Origin of the sequence: Micromonospora sp. NPDC005324 (assembly GCF_040607155.1) — a bacterium.
GTDB lineage: Bacteria > Actinomycetota > Actinomycetes > Mycobacteriales > Micromonosporaceae > Micromonospora > Micromonospora trifolii.
The window spans coordinates 206,074-232,825 of the sequence record NZ_JBEXGE010000008.1; the positions used below are offsets into that span (position 1 = coordinate 206,074).

22 protein-coding genes are annotated in these 26,752 nt (G+C 70.9%); 19 read left to right on the forward strand and 3 right to left on the reverse strand.

Annotation, left to right across the window (positions count from 1 at the left end):
- Positions 1-267: 267 nt before the first annotated feature.
- Together rho and ABZS40_RS11420 are read left to right on the forward strand one after the other, a co-directional pair.
- Positions 268-2,496, forward strand: a complete 2,229-nt coding sequence (gene rho, locus ABZS40_RS11415) for a transcription termination factor Rho (RefSeq protein WP_354943200.1) — start codon at positions 268-270, stop codon at positions 2,494-2,496.
- A 157-nt stretch (positions 2,497-2,653) separates the two neighbouring features.
- Complete coding sequence (locus tag ABZS40_RS11420; protein ID WP_354943201.1) at positions 2,654-6,163, forward strand: phosphodiester glycosidase family protein; 3,510 nt, start codon at positions 2,654-2,656, stop codon at positions 6,161-6,163.
- Positions 6,164-6,206: 43 nt separating this feature from the next.
- Here the strand turns inward: ABZS40_RS11420 and ABZS40_RS11425 are convergent, their stop codons facing one another.
- A complete protein-coding gene (locus ABZS40_RS11425) occupies positions 6,207-7,103 on the reverse strand; it encodes an AAA family ATPase (protein ID WP_354943202.1) in 897 nt (298 codons plus the stop codon).
- Positions 7,104-7,376: 273 nt separating this feature from the next.
- On the opposite strand from ABZS40_RS11425, the gene rpmE reads away from it, so the two are divergent.
- Entirely contained in the window at positions 7,377-7,601 is a 225-nt protein-coding gene (gene rpmE / locus ABZS40_RS11430) for a 50S ribosomal protein L31 (RefSeq protein ID WP_030333150.1), read from the forward strand.
- A 133-nt stretch (positions 7,602-7,734) separates the two neighbouring features.
- Positions 7,735-8,823 carry a peptide chain release factor 1 gene (prfA, locus tag ABZS40_RS11435; protein WP_354943203.1) on the forward strand — a complete coding sequence of 363 codons (1,089 nt, stop codon included), beginning with the start codon at positions 7,735-7,737 and terminating at the stop codon, positions 8,821-8,823.
- A gap of 44 nt (positions 8,824-8,867) precedes the next feature.
- Here the strand turns inward: prfA and ABZS40_RS11440 are convergent, their stop codons facing one another.
- Positions 8,868-10,412, reverse strand: coding sequence for a GGDEF domain-containing protein (locus ABZS40_RS11440; protein ID WP_354943204.1), 1,545 nt, complete (start codon positions 10,410-10,412; stop codon positions 8,868-8,870).
- A gap of 73 nt (positions 10,413-10,485) precedes the next feature.
- Here ABZS40_RS11440 and prmC point away from each other — a divergent pair, with 73 nt between their 5' ends.
- From prmC to ABZS40_RS11460, 4 genes are all read left to right on the forward strand, one after another.
- Complete coding sequence (gene prmC, locus ABZS40_RS11445) at positions 10,486-11,433, forward strand: peptide chain release factor N(5)-glutamine methyltransferase (protein ID WP_354943205.1); 948 nt, start codon at positions 10,486-10,488, stop codon at positions 11,431-11,433.
- The gene (locus tag ABZS40_RS11450) at positions 11,433-12,080 is read left to right on the forward strand and encodes an L-threonylcarbamoyladenylate synthase (RefSeq protein ID WP_354943245.1); all 648 of its coding nucleotides are present in this window, start codon (positions 11,433-11,435) and stop codon (positions 12,078-12,080) included. The genes prmC and ABZS40_RS11450 overlap by 1 nt, the downstream gene beginning before the upstream one ends.
- A complete protein-coding gene (locus ABZS40_RS11455; RefSeq protein WP_354943206.1) occupies positions 12,081-12,692 on the forward strand; it encodes a phosphotyrosine protein phosphatase in 612 nt (203 codons plus the stop codon).
- A 106-nt stretch (positions 12,693-12,798) separates the two neighbouring features.
- Complete coding sequence (locus ABZS40_RS11460; protein WP_354943207.1) at positions 12,799-14,913, forward strand: transglycosylase domain-containing protein; 2,115 nt, start codon at positions 12,799-12,801, stop codon at positions 14,911-14,913.
- A gap of 161 nt (positions 14,914-15,074) precedes the next feature.
- Here ABZS40_RS11460 and ABZS40_RS11465 read toward each other — a convergent pair whose 3' ends face one another.
- Entirely contained in the window at positions 15,075-16,538 is a 1,464-nt protein-coding gene (locus tag ABZS40_RS11465) for an SDR family oxidoreductase (RefSeq protein ID WP_354943208.1), read from the reverse strand.
- A 35-nt stretch (positions 16,539-16,573) separates the two neighbouring features.
- Here ABZS40_RS11465 and glyA point away from each other — a divergent pair, with 35 nt between their 5' ends.
- The 11 genes from glyA (at position 16,574) to ABZS40_RS11520 (ending at position 26,732) form a co-directional block, all read left to right on the forward strand.
- Positions 16,574-17,863 (forward strand): serine hydroxymethyltransferase, encoded by a 1,290-nt coding sequence (gene glyA / locus ABZS40_RS11470; RefSeq protein ID WP_354943209.1) that lies wholly within the window; start codon positions 16,574-16,576, stop codon positions 17,861-17,863.
- Entirely contained in the window at positions 17,856-18,281 is a 426-nt protein-coding gene (locus ABZS40_RS11475; protein WP_354943210.1) for a hypothetical protein, read from the forward strand. The genes glyA and ABZS40_RS11475 overlap by 8 nt, the downstream gene beginning before the upstream one ends.
- 181 nt (positions 18,282-18,462) lie before the next feature.
- Positions 18,463-18,699, forward strand: a complete 237-nt coding sequence (locus ABZS40_RS11480) for an AtpZ/AtpI family protein (protein ID WP_091405894.1) — start codon at positions 18,463-18,465, stop codon at positions 18,697-18,699.
- Between the two features lie 11 nt (positions 18,700-18,710).
- Entirely contained in the window at positions 18,711-19,508 is a 798-nt protein-coding gene (gene atpB, locus ABZS40_RS11485) for a F0F1 ATP synthase subunit A (protein ID WP_091405892.1), read from the forward strand.
- Positions 19,509-19,573: 65 nt separating this feature from the next.
- On the forward strand, positions 19,574-19,807 hold the full coding sequence (locus tag ABZS40_RS11490; RefSeq protein WP_091405890.1) for an ATP synthase F0 subunit C: 234 nt from the start codon (positions 19,574-19,576) through the stop codon (positions 19,805-19,807).
- A 32-nt stretch (positions 19,808-19,839) separates the two neighbouring features.
- Positions 19,840-20,379: a F0F1 ATP synthase subunit B gene (locus ABZS40_RS11495; protein ID WP_354943246.1), complete on the forward strand. Its 540-nt coding sequence runs from the start codon at positions 19,840-19,842 to the stop codon at positions 20,377-20,379.
- Positions 20,379-21,200 carry a F0F1 ATP synthase subunit delta gene (locus ABZS40_RS11500; protein ID WP_354943211.1) on the forward strand — a complete coding sequence of 274 codons (822 nt, stop codon included), beginning with the start codon at positions 20,379-20,381 and terminating at the stop codon, positions 21,198-21,200. Before ABZS40_RS11495 ends, ABZS40_RS11500 begins: the two co-directional genes overlap by 1 nt.
- Before the next feature lie 141 nt (positions 21,201-21,341).
- Complete coding sequence (gene atpA, locus ABZS40_RS11505; protein ID WP_354943212.1) at positions 21,342-22,994, forward strand: F0F1 ATP synthase subunit alpha; 1,653 nt, start codon at positions 21,342-21,344, stop codon at positions 22,992-22,994.
- Between the two features lie 4 nt (positions 22,995-22,998).
- Positions 22,999-23,928, forward strand: coding sequence for a F0F1 ATP synthase subunit gamma (locus ABZS40_RS11510; protein ID WP_354943213.1), 930 nt, complete (start codon positions 22,999-23,001; stop codon positions 23,926-23,928).
- The gene (gene atpD, locus ABZS40_RS11515; protein ID WP_354943214.1) at positions 23,928-25,364 is read left to right on the forward strand and encodes a F0F1 ATP synthase subunit beta; all 1,437 of its coding nucleotides are present in this window, start codon (positions 23,928-23,930) and stop codon (positions 25,362-25,364) included. The genes ABZS40_RS11510 and atpD overlap by 1 nt, the downstream gene beginning before the upstream one ends.
- A 225-nt stretch (positions 25,365-25,589) precedes the next feature.
- The gene (locus ABZS40_RS11520; protein WP_354943215.1) at positions 25,590-26,732 is read left to right on the forward strand and encodes an LCP family protein; all 1,143 of its coding nucleotides are present in this window, start codon (positions 25,590-25,592) and stop codon (positions 26,730-26,732) included.
- Positions 26,733-26,752 lie beyond the last annotated feature (20 nt).

Below are 26,752 nucleotides of genomic sequence, written 5' to 3' on the forward strand. Positions count from 1 at the left end.
CACGCGATCTCCTGCGGGGCGGCGCACCCCCGAAGCTCTCGGCGGTCAGCCCGTCTACCCCTGCCAAAGGCCCACGCCGCACCGCAGTTTCCACAGGTCGCCGCAGACGGCGAGACCTGCTCACCGACGTTGGTGAGTCGGGATACCGACCGGCTGCTGTGTCACAGACTCCCGCGACGCGTCCTTGCGAGGCGGGTGCACCGAGGCCGCCCGGCCACCTGAGCTCCGACTCCGGGCAGTCCCGGCCTTATCGAGGGAAGGAATCCATTGAGCGACACCACCGACGTGACGTCGGATGTTTCCAACGTCGCTGGCGATGCCACCAACGCTGCTCCCGCCCGTCGTCGGCGTAGCGGCACCGGTCTGTCGGCGATGCTGCTGCCAGAGCTGCAAAGCCTGGCTGCGTCGCTCGGCATCTCCGGCACGGCTCGCATGCGCAAGGGCGAGCTGATCGCCGCGATCTCCGAGCGGCAGGGCGGCAACGCCGCCGGGACCCCTCGACCACGGGCCGAGGTCGCGGCCGCGGCCGCTCCGACCCGTGAGGGAGTGCGCGCCGAGGTGCGGGAGACCGCCGAGCGGCCGGCAGCCGAAGGACGCGGTGCCGAGCAGGCGCCGGCCGAGCCGGCCGCCGAGACCGAGGGCCGTAGCCGCACCCGGCGGAGCCGGACCGCAACGGCGGAGGCCCGTGCCACCGAGGCTCGCCCCGCTGAGGCGCGTGCGACCGAGGCGCGTGCGACCGAGGCTCGCCCCGCTGAGGCGCGGGCGACTGAGGTGCGGGCGACCGAGACGCGTACCGACGAGGCGGAAGCCGGCGAGCGGGCCGATCGTGGCGAGAACCGCCGCGAGCGGACCGAGCGTCCGGAGCGCGCCGAGCGGGGCGACCGGACCGAGCGTGCCGACCGTGGCGAGCGGACCGAGCGTGGCGAGCGTGCCGATCGTGGCGAGCGGACCGAGCGTGGCGAGCGTGCCGATCGTGGCGAGCGGACGGAGCGTGGCGAGCGTGCCGATCGTGGCGAGCGGACCGACCGGACCGAGCGTGCCGATCGTGGCGAGCGGACCGACCGGGGCGAGCGTAACGACCGGGGCGAGCGTGCCGAGCGGGGCGAGCGTAACGACCGGGGCGAGCGTTCCGACCGGGGTGAGCGTGCCGAGCGCAACGACCGCAACGACCGCAACGACCGCAACGACCGCAACGACCGTGGTCAGCGTGTCGAGCGGGACAGCGACGACGACGACGAGGGCGGCGGCCGGCGCGGCCGGCGCAGCCGTTTCCGGGACCGTCGTCGTGGGCGCGGCGAGCGCACCGAGACCGGCGCCGACACCGGCGGGCGTGAGCCGCAGGTCAACGAGGACGACGTGCTCGTCCCGGTGGCCGGCATCATCGACGTGCTCGACAACTACGCCTTCGTGCGGACCACCGGTTACCTGGCCGGTCCGAACGACGTGTACGTCTCGATGTCCCAGATCAAGAAGTACGGCCTGCGCCGCGGTGACGCGATCACCGGTGCGGTGCGGGCGGCCCGCGAGGGCGGCAACACCGGCGACCAGCGGCGCGACAAGTACAACCCGCTGATGCGGCTGGACACGATCAACGGGATGGAGCCGGAGGAGGCGCGGCGTCGTCCGGAGTTCTACAAGCTCACTCCGCTCTACCCGCAGGAGCGCCTGCGGTTGGAGACCGAGCCGCACATCCTGACCACCCGGGTCATCGACCTGGTGATGCCGATCGGCAAGGGTCAGCGGGCACTCATCCAGTCGCCGCCGAAGGCGGGTAAGACGATGGTGCTGCAGGCGATCGCGAACGCGATCACGCACAACAACCCGGAGTGCCACCTGATGGTGGTGCTGGTGGACGAGCGGCCTGAAGAGGTCACCGACATGCAGCGGTCGATCAAGGGCGAGGTCGTCGCGGCCACGTTCGACCGTCCGCCGCAGGACCACACCACGGTGGCCGAGCTGGCGATCGAGCGGGCCAAGCGCCTGGTCGAGCTTGGGCACGACGTCGTCGTGCTGCTCGACTCGGTGACCCGGCTCGGTCGGTCGTACAACCTGGCGGCGCCGGCCAGCGGCCGGATCATGTCGGGTGGTATCGACTCCACCGCCCTCTACCCGCCGAAGCGCTTCCTCGGCGCGGCTCGCAACATCGAGAACGGCGGCTCGCTGACCATCATCGCCACGGCGCTGGTGGAGACCGGATCCATGGCGGACACGGTCATCTTCGAGGAGTTCAAGGGCACCGGTAACGCGGAGCTGAAGCTGGACCGGAAGATCGCCGACAAGCGCACCTTCCCGGCCATCGACGTCAACCCGTCCGGTACCCGTAAGGAAGAGGTCCTGCTCGCGCCGGAGGAGTTGGCCATCCTCCACAAGCTGCGCAAGGTCCTGCACTCGCTGGACTCGCAGGCGGCGATGGATCTGCTGCTCGACAAGCTCAAGAAGACACGTACCAACATCGAGTTCCTGATGCAGATCGCGAAGTCGACGCCGGGGGAGTAACCCTCCCCGGGTGACGACGAAGGGGCACGGCCGTCGCGGCCGTGCCCCTTCGTCATGTCCGCAGGCCCGACACCCGCGCCGTGAGTTGATGGAATTTTCCTTCGGTTCAGTCGACAGATATTGAAACTTCTATTCATTGCCGGGTTGACTGTCGTCCATGCGTACCCGCAGACGATCCGCCCGCCGCACCGGCGTCCTGCTGCTGACGCCGCTGCTCGCCCTGGCCCTGTCGCCGCCGGCCACTGCCGCCCCCACCGTCGCCCCGCCCGCCGTCGCCTCACCGTCCGGCACCGCACCATCCATGGCCTCACCCACCATCGCGGAGGACGCGCCGTCCGCGTCCTCCCGCCCTGCCGGCTCGGTCAGCCTTGCCGCCGTCCCGACGGTCGCGACCGCCCCGACCGCCGCAGTTGGTGGTCTGGAGCCGGCCGGCGGGCTGGAGACCACGAAGGCCACCCGGCCGGTCGCGCCCGGCGTGCAGTTGACGTCCTTCGACCGGTACGACGCCGAGGGCTGGCTGCGCGCCGACGCGCTCACCACCGACCTGGGCGGCGGCTCCACCGTCGACTACGTCAACTCCGGCGCTGTCAGTCGGGCCGAGCCGCTGCGAAAGGCGGTGGACCAGTCGCACGCGGTCGCCGCGGTCAACGGCGACTTCTTCGACATCAACAACTCCGGCGCCGCCCAGGGCGTCGGCGTCCGTGACGGTGAGTTGATCCAGTCGGGGGTCAACGGTCACCGCAACGCGGTGGCGGTCACCACGAACGGGCTCGGGCGGGTGATCGAGGTGAACTTCGACGGCAGCGCAACCCTGCCCAGCGGGCCGGTCCCGCTGACCCAGTTCAACAACATGGTGCAGGCCGACGGCATTGGCGCCTTCACCGAGCTGTGGGGGACGTACACCCGGCAGCGTGCCGTCGAGGGCGCGGCCCGGGTGGTCGAGGTCACAGTGACCAACGGTCGGGTGGCCGCCGTGGGGAGCGTGGCCGGTAGCGGCCCGATCGTCGCGGGCAGCACCGTGCTGCTCGGTCGCGACCTCGGCGCGGACGCGCTGGCCGGCCTGCGCCCCGGCGACCCGGTGACGACGGCCTGGCGACCGAAGCCCTCCGACGGCAGCACCCTGCACGCGGCGGTCGGGGGCGGCAACGTCCTGGTCCGCGACGGCGTCGTGCAGAGCATCGCCGACCCGACCCTCGCTCCCCGCACCGCCGTCGGGTTCAGCGCCGACGGTCGAAAGATGATCATGCTGACGGTGGACGGCCGTCAGGTCGACAGTCGCGGCGTGACGCAGACCGAGATGGGCCGGATGATGGCCGAGCTGGGCGCCCACCACGCGCTCAACCTCGATGGTGGCGGATCGTCCACGCTGCTGGCCCGGGAACCGGGCGCGCCCGCCGTGCAGCTGGAGAACGGCCCCTCCGACGGCAGCGAGCGGGCCGTGCCCAACGGCCTGGCCATCTACGCGCCGAAGGGCAGCGGGCGACTCACCGGTTACTGGGTCGAGACGGCCAGCGACCCCACCGCCGCCCCGGGCGTCTCGCCGGTGCGAGGGGGGCGGCCCGACCGGGTCTTCCCGGGGCTGACCCGCACCCTCACCGCATCCGGCTACGACGAGACGTACGGCCCGGCGGCCGGCGCCCCCACCTGGCGGGCGACCCCGGCGGTACGCGGTCGGGTCGACAGTGACGGCGTGTTCCACGCCGGCGTGCCGGGGGCCAGCACGGTCACCGCCGCACGGGGACGGGTCACCGGCTCGCTGAACCTCACAGTGCTCGGCCCGCTGGCCCGGGTCGGCACCACAGCGCCGCGGGTCGGACTGACCGGCCGGGACGGTGACGCAGTGGTCGGCGTTGTCGGGTACGACGCCGAAGGCAACACCGCGCCGATCGAGCCGGCCGACCTCACCCTCGACTACGACCGGGACCTGCTGCGGATCACTCCCACCGGGGACGGAAACCTGTCCATCGCCGCGTTGCGGGACACCGGCTCGGGCCTGGTGACCGTTCACGTCGGACGCACGAGCGCCGTCCTGCCGGTCACCGTCGGGCTGACCGACGTGCCGGTCGCCGGTTTCGACGACGCCGCGTCCTGGCGGTTCAGCCAGGCCCGCGCCAGCGGTTCGGTAGCGCCGGCGCCAGGGCACACCGGCGCCGGTCTGCGCTTGTCGTACGACTTCAGCCAGTCCACCGGCACGCGGGCCGCGTACGCCGATCCGCCCGCCTGGATCGAGGTGCCCGGTCAGCCGCAGGCCTTCGGGATGTGGATCCACGGCAACGGCACCGGGGAGTGGCCCAGCCTGCACCTGCACGACGCCCAGGACACTCAGCACGTGCTGCGTGGCCCGCTGATCACCTGGACCGGCTGGCGGTACGTGGAGTTCGCGGTGCCGGCCGGGGTGCAGTACCCGGTGCGGGTACGCCGCTTCTACGTGGCCGAGACGAACGCCGCGGCGCAGTACACCAGCGAGGTGATCATCGACGACCTGGTGGCGAAGGTGCCCCCGACGGTCGACGTGCCGGAGGTGGCCCCGCGTACCGATCGGGTGGTGGTCCGCGACGGCACTGTGGATGGCGCGCCGTGGCGGTTCGCAGTGCTCTCCGACGCCCAGTTCGTCGCCGCCGACCCGGACAGCGACCTGGTCGCCCAGGCCCGGCGGACGTTGCGCGAGGTGCGGGCGGCCCGGCCGGACTTCCTCCTGATCAACGGCGACTTCGTGGACACCGCCTACCCGGCCGACTTCGCGCTGGCCCGGCGGATCCTCGACGAGGAGTTGGGTGACGCGCTGCCCTGGTACTACGTGCCCGGCAACCACGAGATCATGGGCGCCCCGATCAGCAACTTCGCGGCCGCGTTCGGTGCCACCTCCCGGGTGTTCGACCACAACGGCACCCGGTTCGTCACGCTGAACTCGTCCACCGGGACGCTGCGCGGCGGAGGCTTCGACCAGGTACGGATGCTCCGCGAGACGCTGGACGCGGCGGCCACCGACCGGCACGTGGGTTCGGTCGTCGTCCTGCACCACCACCCGCCGCGTGACCCCAGCCCGGCGCAGGCCAGCCAGCTCGGCGACCGTAAGGAGGCGGCGCTGCTGGAGCAGTGGCTCGCCGACTTCCAGCACCGCACCGGAAAGGGCGCGCTGTTCGTGGGCGGGCACGTCGGCACCTTCCACGCCGAACGGGTGGACGGGGTGCCGTACGTGATCAACGGCAATGCGGGCAAGACGCCGTCCACCCCTGCCGACCAGGGCGGCTTCACCGGCTGGACGGAGTTCGGCGTGGACCCGGTGACCCCGGCCGAGGCCGACCGGGCCCGCCGCAACCCGCTCGCCGAGGGCCCGCGCTGGGTGGACGCGGAGTTCCACGCGCACGCCGACCGCCTCACGGTGGCCGCCCCGGCCGGCGTCGTGGTCGGCACCCCCGCGGCGGTCACCGCCACGCTGACCCAGCCCGGCGGGCGTACGGTCCCGGTGGCCGCACCGGTCAGCGCCGACTGGTCGGCCTCGCCGGGAGTGCACGTCGGCTCGGCGGCGGGGGTGCGCCCCTGGCACACCGCCCGGTTCGACCCGGCCACCGGCACCCTGACGGCACTGCGGCCCGGTGCGCCGATACGCCTGACGGTCGAGGTCAACGGCGCCCGTGCCGAGGCCACCATCAGCGTCACCGGCTGAACTGTCCGGACGGGCCCCCACACGCGGGGCCCGTCCGGACACCTCAGAAGTCGCCGTCGGCCACCTGAAATACGGTCAGGCCGAGGGACCGCCACATCTGGACCACCTGGACGCGGTCGTCGAAGACGCCAGCCACCCGGTAACGGTCCCGGATCTCCCGGTCGTAGATCTCCCGTTTGACGATCGAGTCCTTCCGGGAGTCGCCGACGGCGCGCAGGTGCAGGCCCAGGTAGGGCACTCGTACGTGCCGGGCCAGCCACGCCTCGGTGGCCGCGCGGGCGGAGGCGTCCCGTCCCGAGCAGAAGACCACCCCGTAGCCGGCGGCGTGCATCGCCCGGACCGCCGCTATCACCGCCGTGTTCGGCTGGTCCTGGCCCACCCGGGTCATGTCGTACGGGCTGCGGGAGACGGCCAGCGCGACGGTCCCGTCGATGTCCACCAGGACGATCTCCGGTGGCTCGGCCGACGGCGGGTGCACCACGGCGGGGCGTCCGGTGCGGGCCTGCGGCACCGGCAGCGGCAGCTCCCGACCCTGCAGGTACCGCTCGTGCAGTCGGCGGATCGCGTCCGCGCCGACCTGGTCGGCGGCCGGCCGGGCGGCGTCGCGGCGCAGGCACTCGTCCAGCGGCACGTCGGTGAAGTCGTGCACCTCGAAGTCCGCGCCGTGGCGGGCGGCCAGCTCGGCCCAGCCTCGCAGGGTCCGCGCGCGCAGGTTGGTGTCGTCGACGCAGACGTCCGCCCGGGCCCGCAGCAGCGCCTCGACCTGAGCCTGCTGTACGGCGGTCACCTGCGCCTCGGCCCACTGGGTGAACAACCGTTCGCCGTGCAGCATCCGGCGCAGATCGTCCCGGTTGACCCGCGACACGGACGGCTGGAGCGTGCGGGCGAACGTCGTCTTGCCCGAGGCGGGCAGTCCCCGGGTGGCGATCAGGCGGGTCATCGACACATCTCCGGCTCGGCGGGCGTACCCCGGCCGGGGTACCTGGCGGCGGTCCGCCGGGTGCGCGAATGCCCCGCCGGGCGGCGGGAATGCGGACGGGTAGGCACGTGTTGACGATGCCGGACGAGGTGTGTGGCCCGACTACCGGGTCGGCTCAGGCCCATGGCACACTGGTCAATCGGCCACCGGTTCCGGTTCACGCCCGAGCCCGTCGCGTACGGCGCGACGAGCGATGACGGCGACCCGGCGACCACCAACGAGAGGACCGAGGCGATGAAGGCAAACATCCACCCGGAGTACGTGACCACCGAGGTCAGCTGCTCCTGTGGCAACACGTTCACGACCCGCAGCACCGCCAAGGGCGGGGCGATCCACGCCGAGACCTGCAGCGCCTGCCACCCGTTCTACACCGGTAAGCAGCGCGTTCTCGACACCGCCGGCCGGGTCGCGAAGTTCCAGCAGAAGTACGCCAAGGTTCAGGCCAAGAAGGCCAAGTAACTCCTCGTTCGGCGCCCGCGTCCGGTTTTCACCGGATGCGGGCGCCGTCCGCATTTTTCCCCCCCTTCTGCCCGGCCGTTGGCCTCCCGGCCCCGGCCCGGTCGTCGCGCACCGTCGAAGGAGCATCCGCAGCATGAGCAGCGAGCGTCTGACCGGCCTTCTCGACGAGTACGCGCAGCTGGAGAAGCGGTTGGCCGATCCGGCCATCCACGCCGACCAGGCCACCGCGCGCAGGGTCGGCCGCCGGTACGCCGAGCTGGTGCCGCTGCACAAGGCCGCCGACGAGTTGGAGCAGGCCCGCGCCGATCTGGCCGCGGCCCGCGAGTTGGCCGCCGAGGACCCGTCCTTCGCGGCTGAGGCGGATGCCATCGCCGGGTCCCTGCCGGTGTTGGAGGAGCGGCTCGCCGAGCTGCTCATTCCGCGCGACCCGCACGACGCCAAGGACGTGATCGTCGAGATCAAGGCCGGTGAGGGTGGCGAGGAGTCGGCGCTGTTCGCCGGTGACCTGCTGCGGATGTACACCCGGTACGCCGAGCGGCACGGCTGGGTCACCGAGGTGATCGACGCGCAGGATTCCGACCTCGGCGGGGTCAAGGACGTCTCCCTGGCGATCAAGACCAAGGGTGTGCCGGACGGCGGCAACGGCGTCTGGTCGCGGCTCAAGTGGGAGGGCGGCGTGCACCGGGTGCAGCGTGTCCCGGTGACCGAGTCGCAGGGCCGGATCCACACCAGCGCCGCCGGGGTGCTGGTGTTGCCGGAGGCCGAGGACGTCGACGTCACCATCGACCAGAACGAACTGCGCATCGACGTGTTCCGCTCGTCCGGCCCGGGTGGCCAGTCGGTGAACACCACCGACTCGGCGGTGCGGATCACCCATTTGCCGACCGGCATCGTCGTCTCCTGCCAGAACGAGAAGTCCCAGTTGCAGAACCGGGAGCAGGCGATGCGGATCCTCCGGGCCCGGCTGCTCGCCGCCGCCCAGGAGCAGGCCGACGCCGCCGCCTCGGACGCGCGCAAGGCGCAGGTGCGCACCGTGGATCGCTCGGAGCGGATCCGCACCTACAACTTCCCGCAGAACCGGATCACCGATCACCGGATCGGCTACACCGCGTACAACCTGGATCTGGCGCTCGGCGGCGAGCTGGACGGGGTGCTGGACGCCCTCACCGAGGCCGACCGGGCCGCCCGGCTCGCCGGCGACACCGAACTGACCCGCCGCTGACCGCGGCCCCGAGCTGACCGGGGCGTCCGGCGTCGGCCGGGCGGTCAGCTCGCGCGGGGGCGGGTCTTGGCGCGGAGCATCTCGCGGTCGGCCTGTTCGAACGCGACGCTGAGCGCGTCGCGCAGCCCGCTGCCACCGGAGACCTCGGCGAAGCCGATGCTCACCCCGACCGGGGTGCCGGGCACCAACGACTCCCAGTCCTCCAGGCGGACAGCGGCCTCGATCCGGCGGGCCACCTCGGCGGCCTCGGTCATGCCCGTGTCCGGCAGCACCACCACGAATTCGTCACCGCCGTAGCGGGCCACGAAGTCGCCCCGGCGCATCACCCGGTTGATCACGCCGGCGATGCGCTGCAGCACCAGGTCGCCGGAGTGGTGCCCGTGCCGGGTGTTCACCGCCTTGAAGCCGTCCAGGTCGCAGACGCCGATCACGACCCGTTCGCCACGGGTGACCACGGCGGTGATGTAGCGCTCCAGTCGGCGGCGGTTGGGCAGCCCGGTGAGCGGGTCGGTCAACGCCTCGCCCTCGAAGCGCGCCGCCTCGCGGCGCATCTCCTCGTGGTCGATGCGGGCGGCGATGCCGTCGATGTAGACGTCGCGCAGCCGGTCGTTGCGCTGCGCGGCGAGCCGGAACGCCAGCCGGTCGGCCCGGTGCGCGGCCAGGTGGTCCCCGGCGCGGGTCAGCGCGATGCTGCGCAGCCGGGCCGGCTCGGCCGCCCCGAGCGTCTCGTTGGAGACCTGGACGGTGTCCAGTCGGGCGACCGCCTCGATCGGCCGACCGGCGGCGACGGCGAGGCACACCTGCCCGAGCTGACGCAGGTCGCGGGCGCGGGCGCTGTCCCCGCCGTGGGTGATCAACCGGGCCGGCTCGGGGCCCTCGGTGGCCACCTGGTCGCCGAGCGCGGCCTGTCGGGCCGCCGCGTAGCCGTACGCGGCGAGGCTGCTCGGGCGTAGTTGGCCGGCCCGCCCGGCGCGGACGAAGCGGGTCAGGTCGGCGGCCACGTCCCGGAGCACCCGCAGACAACCGTCGCTGTCGCCGTTGTGGTCCAGGGCCACGGCGTTGCGCAACCGGATGCCCGGCGCGGCGAACGTCTCCTCCGGGATCCCGGCGGTCAGCCCGAGCTGCCGGGCCCGCTCGATGGCGCCCAGGGCGTACCCGTGGAAGCTGAGGTAGCTGTAGGCCATGGCCAGGTCGTGCCAGCCCCAGGCGGTGTCCCGGTCCGGGTCGGCGACGGCGCCCAGGGCCCGGGCCGCCCGGACGAGGTGCATGACGCAGCGGTCCAGTGCGCCCTGGTGGTGCGCGGCGAGCGCGGCCAGCGCGTTGAGGTGACCGTGCAGGTAGGGCTCGGCCAGGTCGCGGACCGCCGCCGACGCCTCTTCGATGGCCCGGGTGAACTCCGCGGTCCGGCCGAGATTGATCAGCGCCGAGAGGCGCTGCACCATGGCGTCCGCTCGCGCCGCCGGGTTGTTGGTGGTGCGGATCACACGCTCCAGCAGGACGTACGCCTCCGCGGAGCGGCTGGCCTCCTGCAACGCCCGGGCGTGCGTGAGGGCGTCAACCTGGTCATCGACCCGGTCGAGCCAGCCCACCCGCCAACCTCCTGTCTTGCGCGCCTGGGCGCACCTGTTCGTCACGTCGCCCGCGACGCTTCATGATTATGTCGTGAGTACTTTGCCGCAACACCCCCCCGAAGGGACAGGCCCCATCCGGCCGTCCGCCGCAGTGGCCCGAGCGGCCCGCGCGCTCACCGCCGCCGGGGTCGGCTCGGCCCGGGTGGAGGCCGAGTTGCTGGCGGCGTACGTGCTGGGAATTCCCCGGGGTCGGCTGGCTCTCGCCGACGACCTGAGCGACGACCAACTGGTGCGGCTCGACGAGTTGACGCGCCGCCGCGCAGCGCGTGAGCCGTTGCAGCACCTGACCGGTCGGGCCGGGTTCCGGCACCTGGAGCTGTCGGTCGGCCCGGGTGTCTTCGTGCCCCGGCCGGAGACCGAGCTGTTGGCCGGCTGGGGTGTCGAGCAGGCCCAGGGCCGACCCGACCCGGTGGTGGTGGACCTGTGCAGCGGCTCCGGCGCGATCGCTCTGGCGGTGGCTCAGGAGCTGCCGGGAGCGCGGGTGATCGCGGTGGAGCGGTCCACGGCGGCGCTGGCCTGGCTGCGGCGCAACGCGGCGGAGCGCGCCGCGGCCGGGGACCGCCCGATCGAGGTGGTCGAGGCCGACGTGACAGCGCCGGACCTGCTGGCCGAGCTGGTGGGCCGGGTGGACGTGCTGCTCTGCAACCCGCCGTACGTACCGGACGACGTGGTGGTCCCGCCGGAGGTGGCCGGGCACGACCCGGCGGAGGCGGTCTTCGGCGGCGCGGACGGTCTGGTGGTGATCCGGCCGGTCGTCGCCCGGGCTGCGGTGCTGTTGCGCCCGGGGGGCGTGCTCGGCGTCGAGCACGACGACACCCACGGCGCGGCGGTGCCCGAGCTGTTCGCCGAGAACGGTGGCTTCACCGCTGTCGCCGAGCATCTGGACCTCACCGGGCGTCCCCGCTACGCCACCGCGTCCCGACGGGCGGACTGCCACCACGCCCCGATCGGGGCGGCGTGGCAGACTGACTCCTCGTGATGCTCTACGACTGCCGGTCGCCCGCCGATCGGGACCGCGGCATCGCTGCGGCGATCGAGGCGGTCAAGAACGGCGAGCTGGTTGTTCTCCCGACGGACACCGTGTATGGGATCGGCGCGGACGCGTTCACCCCGTACGCGGTGAAGGCGCTGCTCGACGCCAAGGGCCGGGGTCGGCAGATGCCGCCGCCGGTGCTGATCGGCTCGCGGCACACGCTGGACGGGTTGGTCTTCTCGCTGCCCACTGCCGCACGGGACCTCGTGGAGGCGTTCTGGCCGGGTGCGCTGACGATCGTGGTCGAGCACTCGCCGAGCCTGCAGTGGGACCTGGGCGACAAGACCGGCACTGTGGCAGTGCGCATGCCGCTGCACCCGGTGGCGTTGGAGGTGCTGCGCGAGACCGGCCCGATGGCTGTCTCGTCGGCCAACAAGACCGGCCAGCCTGCGGCGGTCACCGCCGAGGAGGCGCGTGACCAGCTCAGCTACTCGGTGCGTGCCTATCTGGAGGCCGGTCCCTGCCCGGACCCGGTGCCCAGCACGATCGTGGATCTGACCGGTGAGGTGCCGCAGTTGTTGCGGGCCGGGGCGATCTCGCTGGAGAAGCTGCGCGACGTGGTTCCGGATCTCGTCGACGGTCGGGCGGTCTGAGTGCCCCCGTTCACGGTTCTGCACGTCTGCATGGGCAACATCTGTCGCTCGCCGATGGCGGAGCGGCTGCTGGCCCTGGCGGTGCGGGAGCGGCTGACCCGGCGTTCGCAGGACCCGGCCCAGGCCGAGGAGCTGGTGCACAGCCACAGTGCCGGCACTGGTGGCTGGCACGCGGGCGAGGAGATGAACCCGCCGGCGGCGCGGCAGGTCACCGGCCGTGGTGGGGACGTGGCAGGCTTCGCCGCGCGCAAGCTGCGCTCGGACCACATCGACGCCGCCGACCTGGTGCTGACCGCCACCGCCGACCAGTTCGAGTACGTGGTGGCGCTTCGTCCGGACGCGGCGGCCCGCACGTTCGTGCTGGGGGAGTTCGGCCGGCTGCTGGCCGCTGTGGACGCCGCAGCGCTGCCGCCGGGTGACGCCACCCCGGAGGCCGTGTACGCCCGTGGGGTGGCCCTGGTGGCGGCGGCTCACGACGCACGGTTGGGCGCTTCGGCGCTGACCACCGATGATCTGGACGACCCGTGGGGTCGTGGCGACCAGTGCTTCAGCCGGGTCGCCGACGAGATCGAGGAGACGGTCCACCCGCTGGCCGGCGCGCTGCTCCCCTGAGCGTGGTGCGAGTTTCCTCCGGGTTTGGGGAAAACCCAGGGCTAAAGGTGCGTTCCGGGTCATTCTGAACGGGTCCTAGCGTGACCGGCTCCTGCGGGGAGAGCTGATGATCCGGGCCCAACTCGACAAACTGCTGACCGTGGTGATCGCCGGAGTGCTGGCCGGGTTGGTGCTGGCCGCCGCCGCGCTGCCAGCGGCCCTGGTCTTCGGTATCGGCTTCAGCGCCCTGTCGACGCCGTACTCGGAGCTGCCGAACACACTCCGGACGCCGCCCACCGCGCAGCGCTCCAACCTCTACGCCAACGACGGCACCACAGTGATCACCTCCTTCTACCAGGAGGACCGGGTGGACGTGCCGCTGCACGAGGTGGCCCCGGTGATGCGCCGGGCGATCGTGGCCGCCGAGGACGTCCGGTTCTACCAGCACAGCGGGGTCGACCTGCGGGGCGTGGTGCGCGCGTTCACCGTCAACAAGCGCGACGGCCGGACCCGGCAGGGCGCCTCCACGCTGACCATGCAGTACGTCCGCAACGTGCTCAGCAACGATCCCCGGCTGACCGAGGCGCAGCGCGACGCCGCCACCGAACTCACCACCGTCCGCAAGCTCCAGGAGATGCGGTACGCGCTCGCGTTGGAGCGGGAACTCGACAAGGACGAGATCCTGACCCGCTACCTCAACATCGCCTACTTCGGTGCCGGGGCGTACGGCATCGCGGCGGCCAGCAAGCGGTACTTTTCCCGTTCCCCGGCCGAGTTGACCCTGTCCCAGGCGGCACTGCTCGCCGGTCTGGTGCGTTCGCCGGACAGCGACGATCCGATCAACGGCGACGCCGACAGCGCGGTCGCCCGGCGGTCGTACGTGTTGGAGCGGCTGGTGGAGTCGGGGCAGGTGCCGGCGGACGCGGCGGCGGCGGCACGCGCCGAACCGCTGCAACTGCGACCCAGCGAGACCCCGAACGACTGCACGGGCGTGCCCGACGCGCACAACGACTGGGGCTTCTTCTGCGACTGGTTCACCCGCTGGTGGAGCAGCCAGTCCGCGTTCGGGGCGACAGCCGACGAGCGGCAGCGCGCGCTGCGCCGGGGCGGCTTCTCCATCGTGTCGTCGCTGGACCCGGGGGTGCAGCGGGCCACCACCGAGCAGGTGCTGAAGATCTATCCGACGACCAGGGCCGAGGCGGTGCCCACCGCCGTGGTGCAACCGGGCACCGGGCGGGTGCTGGCGATGTCGGTGAACCGCGCCTACAGCGTCGCGGACAACCCGGTCGGGCAGAAGAACCGCCCGAACACCGTCAACCAGTTGATCGCCGGCGGCGGCGCGATCGAGGGGTACCAGGGCGGCTCGACGTTCAAGCTCTTCACCCTGCTGGCCGCGCTGGAGTCCGGTCTGCCGCTGTCGACGGACTTCGTGGCGCCGACCCAGTTGCTCACCCGCTTTCCGGTGACCGGTGAGGCGAGCTGCGACGGACGGTGGTGCCCGGCGAACGCCAGCCCGTCGTCGATGGACGGCCCCCGCACCATGTGGAGCGCGTTCGGCCGCTCGGTGAACACGTACTTCGCCTGGCTCACCGAGAAGGTCGGCGCCGACCGGGTGGTGGAGATGGCCGAGCGGCTCGGCATCGTGCTGCGGGCCGAGTCCGACGCCAAGCTGGCCCGCTACGGCGCAAAGGACTGGGGTCCGTTCACCCTCGGCGTGGCCGCGACGACCCCGTTGGACCTGGCCAGCGCGTACGCCACGGTGGCGGCCGAGGGGACCTGGTGCGCGCCGCTGCCGGTGGTCTCGATCACCGACTCGGGCGGCCGGCCGGTCGACGCGGCCAAGCCGGACTGCCGACAGGTGCTCGACGCCGACGTGGCGCGGGCGGCCACCGACGCGGCCCGCTGCCCGGTCGGCGACCAGTCGATGTACGGACGCTGCGACGGCGCCACCGCACCCGGGCTGCGGGCGAAGCTCGGCCGCCCGGTGGCGGGCAAGACCGGCAGCTCGGAACGGTACGAGACGGAAACGGTGGTGGCGTTCACGCCGCAACTCGCTGTCGCCTCGATGGCCGCGAACCCGGACGATCCCCGGGACGCGGTCGGTCAGGCGGTGCAGGCGCAGATGGTGAACGCGGTCGGCGAGGTGCTCGCCTTCGCCCTGCGTGACCAACCGGTCCGCGACTTCGTCCCGCCCAGCGAACGAACGGCCCTCCAGGTCAGCGGAGCCCGCACCGGCAACTAACCCTCATCCACCCCCGCCCACGCTCCCCGCTCCCCGCCCACCCTCTCCCGTCGATCTTGCACTTTCTGTCTGAACGAATGGTGCAGATGCCAACGAAGCGGCAACACAAAGTGCAAGATCGACGGGAGAGGGCGGGGGCAGCGGCGAGGGCTTGGGGGCTGTTAGGGGGTTTGTTCGGCGTTGCGGGATATGTTGCGGGCCATTCCGCCGAAGACCACAGCGTGGAACGGGGCCACGGACTTCCAGTAGGCGTGCCCCGGCAGGCCGCGCGGCAGGAAGACGGCGCGTTGCTGGTAGCGGCTGCGGCCGTCGTCGGCTGGCATCACCCGCATCTCCAGCCAGGCCCGGCCGGGCAGCCGCATCTCGGCGCGCAGTCGCAGCAGCTCGCCCGGAACGATCTCCTCGACTCGCCAGAAGTCCAGCGCCTCACCGACCTGGAGGCGGTGCGGGTCGCGTCGGCCCCGCCGCAGCCCGACGCCGCCGACCAGCCGGTCCAGCCAACCGCGGATCGACCAGGCGAGGGGGAACGAGTACCAGCCGTGTTCGCCGCCGACTCCCTCGACGACCCTCCAGAGCGCCGCTGGTGGTGCGTCCACCGTCCGCTCCCGGACGTCGGTGTAGGCGGTGCCACCGGACCACTCCGGGTCGGTGGGCAGTGGCTCGGCGGGCGCGTCCGGGCCGCTCGCCGTGGACCAACGGGTCTCCACCTGGGCGTCGCGGACCTTGGCCAGCGCCAGTGCCACCGCCTCGTCGAAGCCGGTCAGCCCGCCGGGCGGGTCCGGAACGTAGCGGGCGATGTCGTGTTCGTGGGCTACCGCCTCGTGGATGAGGCTCTCCACCAGCGGGCGGGCGATCTTGTTCGGCACCGGGGTGATCAGACCGACCCAGTGCGAGGAGAGCGACGGGGTGAGCGGGCGGACCGGCACGATGATCCGCTGGCGCAGCCCGGCCACCCGGGCGTAGCGCTGCATCATCTCGCGGAAGGTCAGCACGTCCGGCCCGCCGATGTCGAAGCCCCGGTTGACCTCGGCCGGCAGGTCCGCGCAGCCGGCCAGGTAGTGCAGCACGTCGCGGACCGCGATCGGTTGGATCCGGTTGCGGACCCAGCGTGGGGTGATCATGGCGGGCAGCCGCTCGGTCAGGTACCGCAGCATCTCGAACGACGCCGAGCCAGACCCGATGATCACTGCGGCGCGGAGCACCGCGGTGGGCACCCCGCTCTCCAGCAGGATCCGACCCACCTCGGCACGGGACCGCAGGTGCGGCGAGGGCACCTCCGCGTCGGACGCCGGCTCCGGGCCGCCCAGGTAGACGATCCGCCGTACGCCGGCCGAGCGCGCCGCCGCCGCGAAGTTGGTCGCCGCCGCCCGGTCGGCCGCCTCGAAGTCGGACCGGCCCAGCGAGTGCACCAGGAAGTACGCGACGTCCACGTCGGCGAACGCGGCGGCCAGCGTCTCCGGTCGACTCAGGTCTCCTTCGACGATCTCGGCCGCCGACGCCCAGGGCACATCGCGCAGCCGCACCGCCTTGCGGGCGAGGCAGCGCACTGTGTGTCCGTCGGCGAGCAGCAGCGGCGTCAGCCGCCCGCCGATGTAGCCGGTCGCTCCGGTGACGAGGCATCTCACAGCTCCCAGTCTGCGGCCCCCTAGACTCGTTCGCTGTGGAGACCGAGACGAGCACCTTCTGGGGGCCGGATTTCGCGCAGCTCAGGGCCACCGACCCGGAGATCGCCGGGGTGGTCCTCGGCGAGCTGGACCGGTTGCGCGGCGGCCTGCAGCTCATCGCCAGCGAAAACCTGACCTCGCCGGCGGTGCTGGCCGCGCTCGGTTCGACGCTGACCAACAAGTACGCCGAGGGTTACCCGGGCCGGCGCTACTACGGCGGCTGCGCCGAGGTGGACCGGGCCGAGGAGATCGGCATCGCCCGGGCCAAGGAGCTCTTCGGGGCCGAGCACGCCAACCTCCAGCCGCACTCCGGGGCGAGCGCCAACCTGGCCGCGTACGCCGCTCTGGTGCAGCCGGGGGACACGGTGCTGGCGATGGACCTGCCGCACGGCGGGCACCTCACCCACGGCAGCCGTGTGAACTTCTCCGGCACGTGGTTCCACCCGGTCGGCTACCCGGTCCGGCCGGACACCGAGCAGATCGACTACGACGAGGTACGGGACCTGGCACGGGCGCACCGACCCAAGCTGATCATCTGTGGGGCCACCGCGTACCCGCGCCTGATCGACTTCGCGCGGTTCCGGGAGATCGCCGACGAGGTCGGGGCGTACCTGATGGTGGACGCGGCGCACTTCATCGGCCTGGTGGCCGGTCGGGCGATCCCGTCCCCGGTGCCGTACGCCGACGTCGTCTGCGCCACCACCCACAAGGTGCTGCGGGGGCCGCGCGGCGGCATGATCCTGTGCCGCGAGTCGCTGGCCCAGCGGATCGACAAGGCGGTCTTCCCGTTCACCCAGGGCGGCCCGCTGATGCACGCGGTGGCGGCGAAGGCGGTCGCGCTGCGCGAGGCCGCCCAGCCGGAGTTCCAGACGTACGCGCGGCAGGTGGTCAGCAACGCCCAGGCGCTCGCCGCCGGGTTGGCCGACGAGGGGATGCGCCCGGTGTCCGGTGGCACCGACACCCACCTCGCCCTGATCGACCTGCGGGAGCTGGGGGTGACCGGCGCCGAGGCCGAGCGACGCTGCGACGCCGCGTCGATCACCCTGAACAAGAACGCCATCCCGTACGACCCGCAGCCGCCGGTGGTGGCCTCGGGCATCCGGGTGGGCACGCCGAGCGTCACCACGCAGGGAATGCGCGAGGGGGAGCTGCGCCAGGTGGCGACGTTGATCGCCCGTGCGGTGCGCACCGATCCCGGGGCTCCGGGTGGTGCCGACGAGCTGATCCGGCTCGGTGCCGAGGTGTCCGAGCTGGTCGCGGCGTTCCCGGCGTACCCCCGTGGCTGAGCCCGGGGTGGTCGAGCCGGACACCGACCGGCGGTGGCGGCTGCGGCACCTGCCGGTGCTGTTGGCCGCGTCCGCGGCGCTCGCCGTGGTCGCCGCGGTGGTGGGCGGGGTGACCGGTGGCGTGACGGCCGCGCTCGGCGCGGCGGCCGGCGTGGGCGTCACCGTGCTCAGCTACACCCTCACCACTGTGGTGCTGGCCCGGGCCGACCGGGTCAACCCGCAGTTGCTGCTGCCGCTCGGCCTGGGCCTGTACGTGCTGAAGTTCAGCCTGCTGGGTGCGGTGCTGGTGGCGGTGGCGTCGACCGGTTGGCCCGGTTTGATCCCTCTCTGCCTCGGCATCGTCGCCGGGGTGGCAGTGTGGACTGCGGTGCACCTCTGGTGGCTGACCACGGTGCACGCTCGCCGACCGCGCGGCTGACCTGGCGGTCGTCCCGATCAGCGGACGCGCCGCAATGTGTCGGCCTCCGGTCATTTTCCGACGGGCGGAAGGGGAGTAGCGTGCCCACAGACGACGGCGCCCACGAGAAGCCCACACAACCACGGTTGTGCGGGGGGTGAGGCACAGCCTCGTCTTCCCGGCTGATATCGTTCGCCCCGTCATGGCTGGTGACCAAACCCCCCGTCCCGCCGGTGAACCGGACGATTATCCGTCCGGCGCCGGTCAGGGTTGGACCGCGCTCAGCTACCTCATCGGAGGCATGCTCGTGTGGGGTTTCATCGGCTGGCTGGTCGACCAGTGGCTCGATACCGGTGGCGTCGCCACCGGCATCGGCGTCGTGCTCGGCGTGACCGGGGGGATCATCCTCGTCGTCCGTCGGCTCGGCACGCCTACTTAGGAAGGGACACGGTGTTCGGACAGGCGAACGTTCTGGCAGCGGGCCAGGCGGCATTCCCACCCAGTGTGGACGACTTCTACCTGCCCGCGATCGCGCCCTGGGGTGTGGAGAACGCTCCGTGGTTCACCAAGTTCACGCTGATGATCTGGATCGCGGTCGGCGTTCTGATCATCTTCTTCCTGGCGACCTATCGGAACCCGAAGTTGGTGCCGACCAAGAAGCAGTGGTTCGCCGAGTCGATCTACGGCTTCGTCCGGAACAACATCTCGGTCGACATGATCGGTCACCAGGGTGTGCGGTTCGCTCCCTACTTCACGACGCTGTTCTGCTTCGTGCTGCTGACGAACGCGTTCGCGATCATTCCGCTCTTCCAGATCTCGCCGAACTCGCACATAGCGTTCCCGGCGATCCTCGCCGTGATCAGCTACGTGCTTTTCAACTACATCGGCATCCGGCACCACGGCTTCGGCAAATACTTCAAGCACGCCCTGATCCCCCCGGCACCGTGGTACATCCTGCCGCTGCTGATCCCGATCGAGGCGTTCTCGACCTTCATCATCCGGCCGTTCTCGCTGGCCGTCCGTCTCTTCGCGAACATGTTCGCCGGCCACATGCTCCTGCTGGTCTTCACGCTCGGCGGCTTCGCGATGCTCAACGCCAACGCCTGGCTGGCGCCGATCTCGGTGGTCTCCTGGGTGATGACAGTGGCGCTGACGCTCCTCGAGGCGCTGGTCATCGTCCTGCAGGCCTACGTCTTCACCGTGCTGAGCGCCAGCTACATCCAGGGCGCGCTCGCCGAAGAGCACTGATCCACGCACCAACCGTTGTCGTCCCGCGTGAGAGTCACGCGTGATAACCAGGAGGAACCACACCAATGGACGCTAGCGTTCTCGCCGAGGTCACCGGTAGCACCGCTGCCATCGGCTACGGTCTCGCCGCCATCGGCCCGGGCATCGGCGTTGGCCTGGTCTTCGCCGCCTACATCCAGTCGACCGCCCGGCAGCCCGAGTCGTCGCGCATGACCCTGCCGTACGTCTGGATCGGCTTCGCCGTCATCGAGGCGCTCGCGCTGTTCGGCATCGCCTTCGGCTTCATCTGGGCCGGCTGATCCCGCCCCTTCCGACCGGGAGGTCACCCATGTTGTTCCTCCTCGCCGCCGAGGGTGGTGAGTCAGACCACAACCCGATCATTCCGATCTGGCAGGAGATCGTGGTCGGCACGGTCGCCTTCGCCGTGCTCTGCTTCGTGCTGATGAAGTTCGTCTTCCCGCGCATGGAGCAGACGTTCCAGGCTCGGGTCGACGCGATCGAGGGCGGCATCAAGCGCGCCGAGGCCGCCCAGGCCGAGGCGAACCAGCTGCTCGAGCAGTACCGTGCCCAGCTCGCTGAGGCCCGGACCGACGCCGCCAAGATCCGTGACGACGCGCGGGCCGACGCCGAGGGCATCCGGCAGGACATCCTCGCCAAGGCGCGGGAAGAGTCCGACCGGGTCATCCAGTCGGGCAAGGACGCGCTCGCCGCCGAGCGGGCCACCATCGTGCGCGAGCTGCGCGCGGAGGTCGGCACGATCGCGGTGGACCTGGCCAGCAAGATCGTTGGCGAGTCGCTGGCCGACGAGGCGCGGCGTAAGGGCACCGTCGACCGGTTCCTGAGCGGTCTCGAAAGCACGGGGGCCCGCTGATGCAGGCCGCCAGCCGGGAGTCGTACAAGGCCGGGGCCGAGCGCCTCGACGCGTACGTCCGCGGCACCGACGCGGTCGCGGCGGCACACACCGCCAACGACCTGCTCGCCGTTGCCGGGCTGCTGCGGCGCGAGCCGCGGCTGCGCCGGGCCCTCTCGGACCCGGCCCGGTCCGGCGCGGACCGCGCCGAACTGCTCGGCGGGATGCTGCGCGGCAAGATCGGCGACGGCGCGCTCGACCTGCTCGCAGCGCTGGTCTCCGGCCGTTGGTCGGCACCGTCGGAGTTGCTCGACGGTGTCGAGCGGCTCGGCGTGGAGGCGGCACTTGCCAGCACCGAGGCCTCCGGCGATCTCGGCGAGGTCGAGGACGAGCTGTTCCGCTTCGGGCAGGTCGTCGCCGGCCAGCCCGAGCTCTCGGCGGTGCTGTCCAACCCCGCGGTCCCGGTGGACCAGCGGGGGGTCCTGGTCGGCGAGCTGCTCTCCGGCAAGGCCCACCTGGCCACCATCCGCCTCATCGAGGTGGCGCTCGGCGGCTTCGGGGGGCGTTCCTTCAGCGGGTCGCTCACCCGGCTCGTGGAACTCGCCGCCGAACGGCGGGACCGTCAGGTGGCGTACGTCACCGTGGCGGCCCCGTTGAGTGACGAGGAGGAGCGCCGGCTGGGTGTGAGCCTCGCCGGGATATACGGTCGAGAGGTCTCCGTCAAGCAGACGGTGGACCCCCACGTCCTGGGTGGCGTGAGCGTGCGGGTCGGCTCCGACCTGTACGACGGCACCGTCCTGCGCCGCCTCAACGAGACCCGCAACGCGCTCGCGAAGCGCTGATCGGCACCGCCGCCCTGCGGCTGAGCGGCTCCGCCGCCCAGCGTCGGGGTGGCTCCGCCGCTCAGCGCCCGGATTGACAGACGCCATTCGGACCGGTCGGTACTAGGTATCCCGGGCCCCTGAATTTTAAGGAAGCAGAGGATGGCCGAGCTGACCATCTCGACGGAGGAGATCCGCGGCGCCCTGGAGCGCTACGTCTCTTCCTACTCGTCCGACGTCTCCCGCGAGGAGGTCGGCACCGTCGCCGACACCGGTGACGGTATCGCCCACGTCGAGGGCCTGCCCTCGACCATGACCAACGAGCTCCTGGAGTTCGAGGACGGCACGCTCGGCGTGGCGCTGAACCTCGACGTGCGGGAGATCGGAGTCGTCGTTCTCGGTGACTCCGCCAAGCTGGAGGAGGGGCAGCGCGTCAAGCGCACCGAGCGGGTTCTCTCCGTTCCGGTCGGCGACGCCTTCCTCGGCCGCGTGGTCAACGCGCTCGGCGAGCCGATCGACGCGCTCGGCGACATCGCCAACGAGGGCTTCCGCGAGCTGGAGCTGCAGGCTCCGAACGTGATGTCCCGGCAGTCCGTCGACGAGCCGCTGCAGACCGGCATCAAGGCCATCGACGCGATGACCCCGATCGGTCGGGGTCAGCGGCAGCTGATCATCGGTGACCGGAAGACGGGCAAGACGACTGTCGCCCTGGATGCCATCCTCAACCAGCGGGACAACTGGCGCACCGGCGACCCGAAGAAGCAGGTTCGCTGCATCTACGTCGCCATCGGCCAGAAGGCCTCCACGATCGCCTCCATCAAGGGGCAGCTCGAGGAGGCGGGCGCGATGGAGTTCACCACCATCGTCGCCTCGCCGGCCTCCGACCCGGCCGGCTTCAAGTACCTCGCTCCGTACACCGGCTCGTCCATCGGGCAGCACTGGATGTACGGCGGCAAGCACGTCCTGATCGTCTTCGACGACCTGAGCAAGCAGGCCGAGGCGTACCGCGCCGTGTCGCTGCTGCTGCGTCGCCCGCCGGGCCGTGAGGCGTACCCGGGTGACGTCTTCTACCTGCACTCCCGCCTGCTGGAGCGCTGCGCGAAGCTCTCCGACGAGCTGGGTGGCGGCTCGATGACCGGTCTGCCGATCATCGAGACGAAGGCCAACGACATCTCGGCCTTCATCCCGACCAACGTCATCTCGATCACCGACGGCCAGATCTTCCTGGAGACCGACCTGTTCAACCAGGGCGTCCGTCCGGCGATCAACGTCGGTACCTCGGTCTCCCGGGTCGGTGGCGCCGCGCAGGTGAAGCCGATGAAGAAGGTCGCCGGTTCGCTGCGGCTCAACCTCGCGCAGTACCGCGAGCTGGAGGCGTTCGCCGCCTTCGCCTCCGACCTGGACCGGGCCTCGCAGAACCAGCTGAACCGCGGTTCGCGTCTGGTGGAGCTGCTCAAGCAGCCGAACTACTCGCCGTACCCGGTGCAGGAGCAGGTCGTCTCGGTCTGGGCCGGCACCGAGGGCAAGCTGGACGACGTTCCGGTGGGTGAGGTCCGGCGCTTCGAGGCCGAGTTCCTCCAGTACCTGCGGCACAAGCACGAGGGTGTGCTGGCCGGCATCGCCGACAACCAGTGGAACGATGACATCATCGGCTCCCTGGACAGCGCGATCGCCGAGTTCAAGCAGGTCTTCCTCAACAAGGAAGACGAGCGTCAGGTCAACGACGCGCCGGCCACGCCGCTTGAGGGCGACGAGAACCGCGAGACGGTGACCCGCTTCCGCGACGGCGCGACCGACCGCCCGGCCGAGAGCTGATCTCGTGGCGGCCCAGGTTCGCGTTCTTCGTCAACGAATCCGCTCGGCGAAGTCGATGAAGAAGATCACCAAGGCGATGGAGCTCGTGGCGACGAGCCGGATCGCCAAGGCTCAGGCCCGGGTGCAGGCGTCCCTGCCGTACGCCCAGGCCATCACCGGTGTGCTCACGGCGCTGGCGTCCAACGCGCGGATCGACCACCCGCTGCTCACCCCGCGCGAGCGGGTGCGGCGGGCCGGCGTCCTGTTGGTCACCAGCGACCGTGGCCTGGCCGGCGGTTACAGCTCCAACGCGATCAGGATGGCGGAGTCGCTGATCGCGCGGCTCAGGGCGGACGGCAAGGAGCCGGTGCTCTACGTCATCGGGCGTAAGGGCGTCGGGTTCTACCGGTTCCGTGACCGGCCGATCGAGGCGAACTGGACCGGGTTCAGCGAGCAGCCGTCGTTCGAGGACGCCCGCACCGTCGGTGAGACGCTGATCAAGGCGTTCACGGCAGGTGCGGACGACGTCGACGGCGGTGCCGGCTCGGACGGGGTGCTCGGCGTCGACGAGTTGCACATCGTCTACACCGAGTTCCACTCGCTGATGACGCAGAGCCCGGTCACCAAGGTGATCGGTCCGATGCAGGTGGAGGACCGGCCGCGCTCCGAGGGGTTGCTGCCGGCGTACGAGTTCGAGCCGGAGGCGGAGGCGCTGCTCGACGCGCTCCTGCCGAGGTACATCAACACGCGGATCTACGCGGCGTTGATCGAGTCGGCGGCGAGTGAGTCGGCGGCACGGCGGCGGGCGATGAAGAGCGCCACCGACAATGCCGAAGAGATGATCGAGAAGTACACGCGCGAGATGAACTCGGCTCGCCAGGCCGGGATCACCCAGGAGATCAGCGAGATCGTCGGCGGCGCCAACGCGCTGGCCGCGTCGGGAAGTGAAGTGTGATGACTGCACCAGTAGAGACCAAGACGGCCACGGGTCGCGTGGTCCGGGTCATCGGCCCGGTCGTCGACGCCGAGTTCCCGCGCGACGCCATGCCGGCCCTGTTCAACGCCCTGCACGTCACTGTGAACCTGTCGGGCGGTGAGAAGACGCTGACCCTGGAGGTTGCCCAGCACCTGGGTGACAACCTGGTCCGTGCCATCTCGATGCAGCCGACCGACGGTCTGGTCCGCGGCGCGGAGGTGCGTGACCTCGGCGAGCCGATCAGTGTGCCGGTGGGCGACGCGGTCAAGGGCCGCGTGTTCAACGCGATCGGCGAGGTGCTCAACCTCAAAGAGGGCGAGACGTTCGAGGCCGACGACCGGTGGGGCATCCACCGCAAGGCCCCGGCCTTCGCGGACCTGGAGCCGAAGACCGAGATGCTGGAGACCGGCATCAAGGTCATCGACCTGCTCGCCCCGTACGTCAAGGGCGGCAAGATCGGCCTGTTCGGCGGCGCGGGCGTGGGCAAGACGGTGCTCATCCAGGAGATGATCACCCGGGTTGCCCGCAACTTCGGTGGTACCTCGGTGTTCGCCGGCGTGGGTGAGCGCACCCGTGAGGGCAACGACCTCATCGCCGAGATGACCGAGTCCGGCGTCATCGACAAGACCGCGCTGGTCTACGGCCAGATGGACGAGCCGCCGGGCACCCGGCTGCGGGTGGCGCTCTCCGCGCTGACCATGGCCGAGTACTTCCGGGACGTGAAGAAGCAGGAGGTGCTGCTCTTCATCGACAACATCTTCCGCTTCACGCAGGCCGGTTCGGAGGTGTCCACCCTGCTCGGCCGTATGCCGAGCGCCGTGGGTTACCAGCCGACCCTGGCCGACGAGATGGGCGAGCTCCAGGAGCGGATCACCTCCGTCCGGGGCCAGGCCATCACCTCCATGCAGGCGATCTACGTGCCGGCGGACGACTACACCGACCCCGCCCCGGCCACCACGTTCGCCCACCTGGACGCGACCACCAACCTGGAGCGGTCGATCTCCGACAAGGGCATCTACCCGGCCGTGGACCCGCTGGCGTCCTCGTCCCGGATCCTCGCCCCGGAGTTCGTCGGCCCGGAGCACTTCCAGGTCGCCACCGAGGTGAAGCGGATCCTGCAGCGCTACCGCGACCTGCAGGACATCATCGCCATCCTCGGTATCGAGGAGCTCTCCGAGGAAGACAAGATCACCGTGGCTCGCGCCCGGCGGATCGAGCGCTTCCTCTCGCAGAACACCTACGCGGCGGAGCAGTTCACCGGCGTGCCGGGCTCGACGGTCCCGATCAAGGAGACCATCGAGGCGTTCCGCAAGATCAGCGAGGGTGAGTACGATCACTTCCCCGAGCAGGCGTTCTTCATGTGCGGCGGTCTCGAGGACCTCGAGAAGAAGGCTGAGGAGCTGATGAAGGACTGATCAGTCCTCATCCGATTCGTAGCAAAAAGACTGCCCCGGCAATGCCGGGGCAGTCTTTTGTTCATGTTCGCGTCCTACCATCGTCGCGGTCCGTTACTCGTGGTCGTCACTCCGGAGGCTCCCGAGCTACGGTTCGATCCGCGCGCTCACCCGAACGAGCGTTGATCTTTGCAAGCTTTCGACGACGTGCGCCCGTCTTCCTCGTCGTGGGCGTAACGAACGGAGATGCTCGTGGGTAAGGCCGGCAAGAGTGGCCGCAAGCCGTCCATCTGGCGAGGTGTGCCGCGGTGGGCCAGGATCTGCACGGTGTTCGGCACCGTGCTGACCGTGCTCAGCGGCGCCGTGCTGGTCGGCACCGAGGTCCTCATGGCCCGCTACGAGGGCGCTGTCGGCAAGGCCGACCTCTTCGGCGACCAGGCGGCGGGCGCCCAGGCGAAGAAGAGCGAGATCAAGGGTCCGCTCAACATCCTGCTCGTCGGCATCGACCCGCGTACGCCGACGGCCGCGCCACTGGCTGACTCGATCATGGTGCTGCACGTGCCGGCGTCGATGGACCGGGCCTACCTGTTCTCGCTGCCACGGGACCTCTACGTCGACATCCCGGCGTTCAAGAAGGCCAACTTCCGCGGCGAGAAGACCAAGATCAACGCTGCGATGTCGTTCGGCAGCAAGGTGCCGGGGGCCAACCCCGACGCGGCGGGCGGCTTCGAGCTGCTGGCCACCACAGTGCAGAACGCGACGGGCATCAAGCGCTTCGACGCGGGCGCGATCATCAACTTCACCGGCTTTCAGAAGATCGTCGACGCCATGGGTGGCGTCGACATGTACGTCGAGCGGGACGTGCGGTCCGAGCACAGGCAGCCGGACGGTAAGCCACGGCCGGGCAACACGCGCGGTGAGGGCTACGTCGGGCCGCAGGCGATCTACAAGAAGGGCAACCACCACCTCAGCGGGTGGCAGGCGCTGGACTACGTCCGGCAACGTTACGAGAAGAACGGCGTCCCGGACGCCGACTACGGCCGGCAGCGCCACCAGCAGCAGTTCGTCAAGGCAATGGTCGGCCAGGCGTTCAGCGCCGACGTGGTGGCCAACCCGATCAAGCTGGACAAGGTGCTCCGCGCCGCCGGCCAGTCGTTGATCTTCAACGGTCGAGGCAACAGCGTGGTCGACTTCGGGCTCGCCCTGAAGGACATCCGCCCGAACACCATCGAAATGATCAAGCTGCCCGGTGGTGGGGTCTTCGAGGGTAAGAGGTACCTGGGCGAGCAGTTCCAGGAGAGCGTTCCGGACTTCTTCACCGCCCTGCACAACGAGCAACTCGACCCGTTCCTGCTGGAGCACCCGGAATTCATCAACAAGGCCAAGTAGTCAGGTCGGCGTTGTCCCCA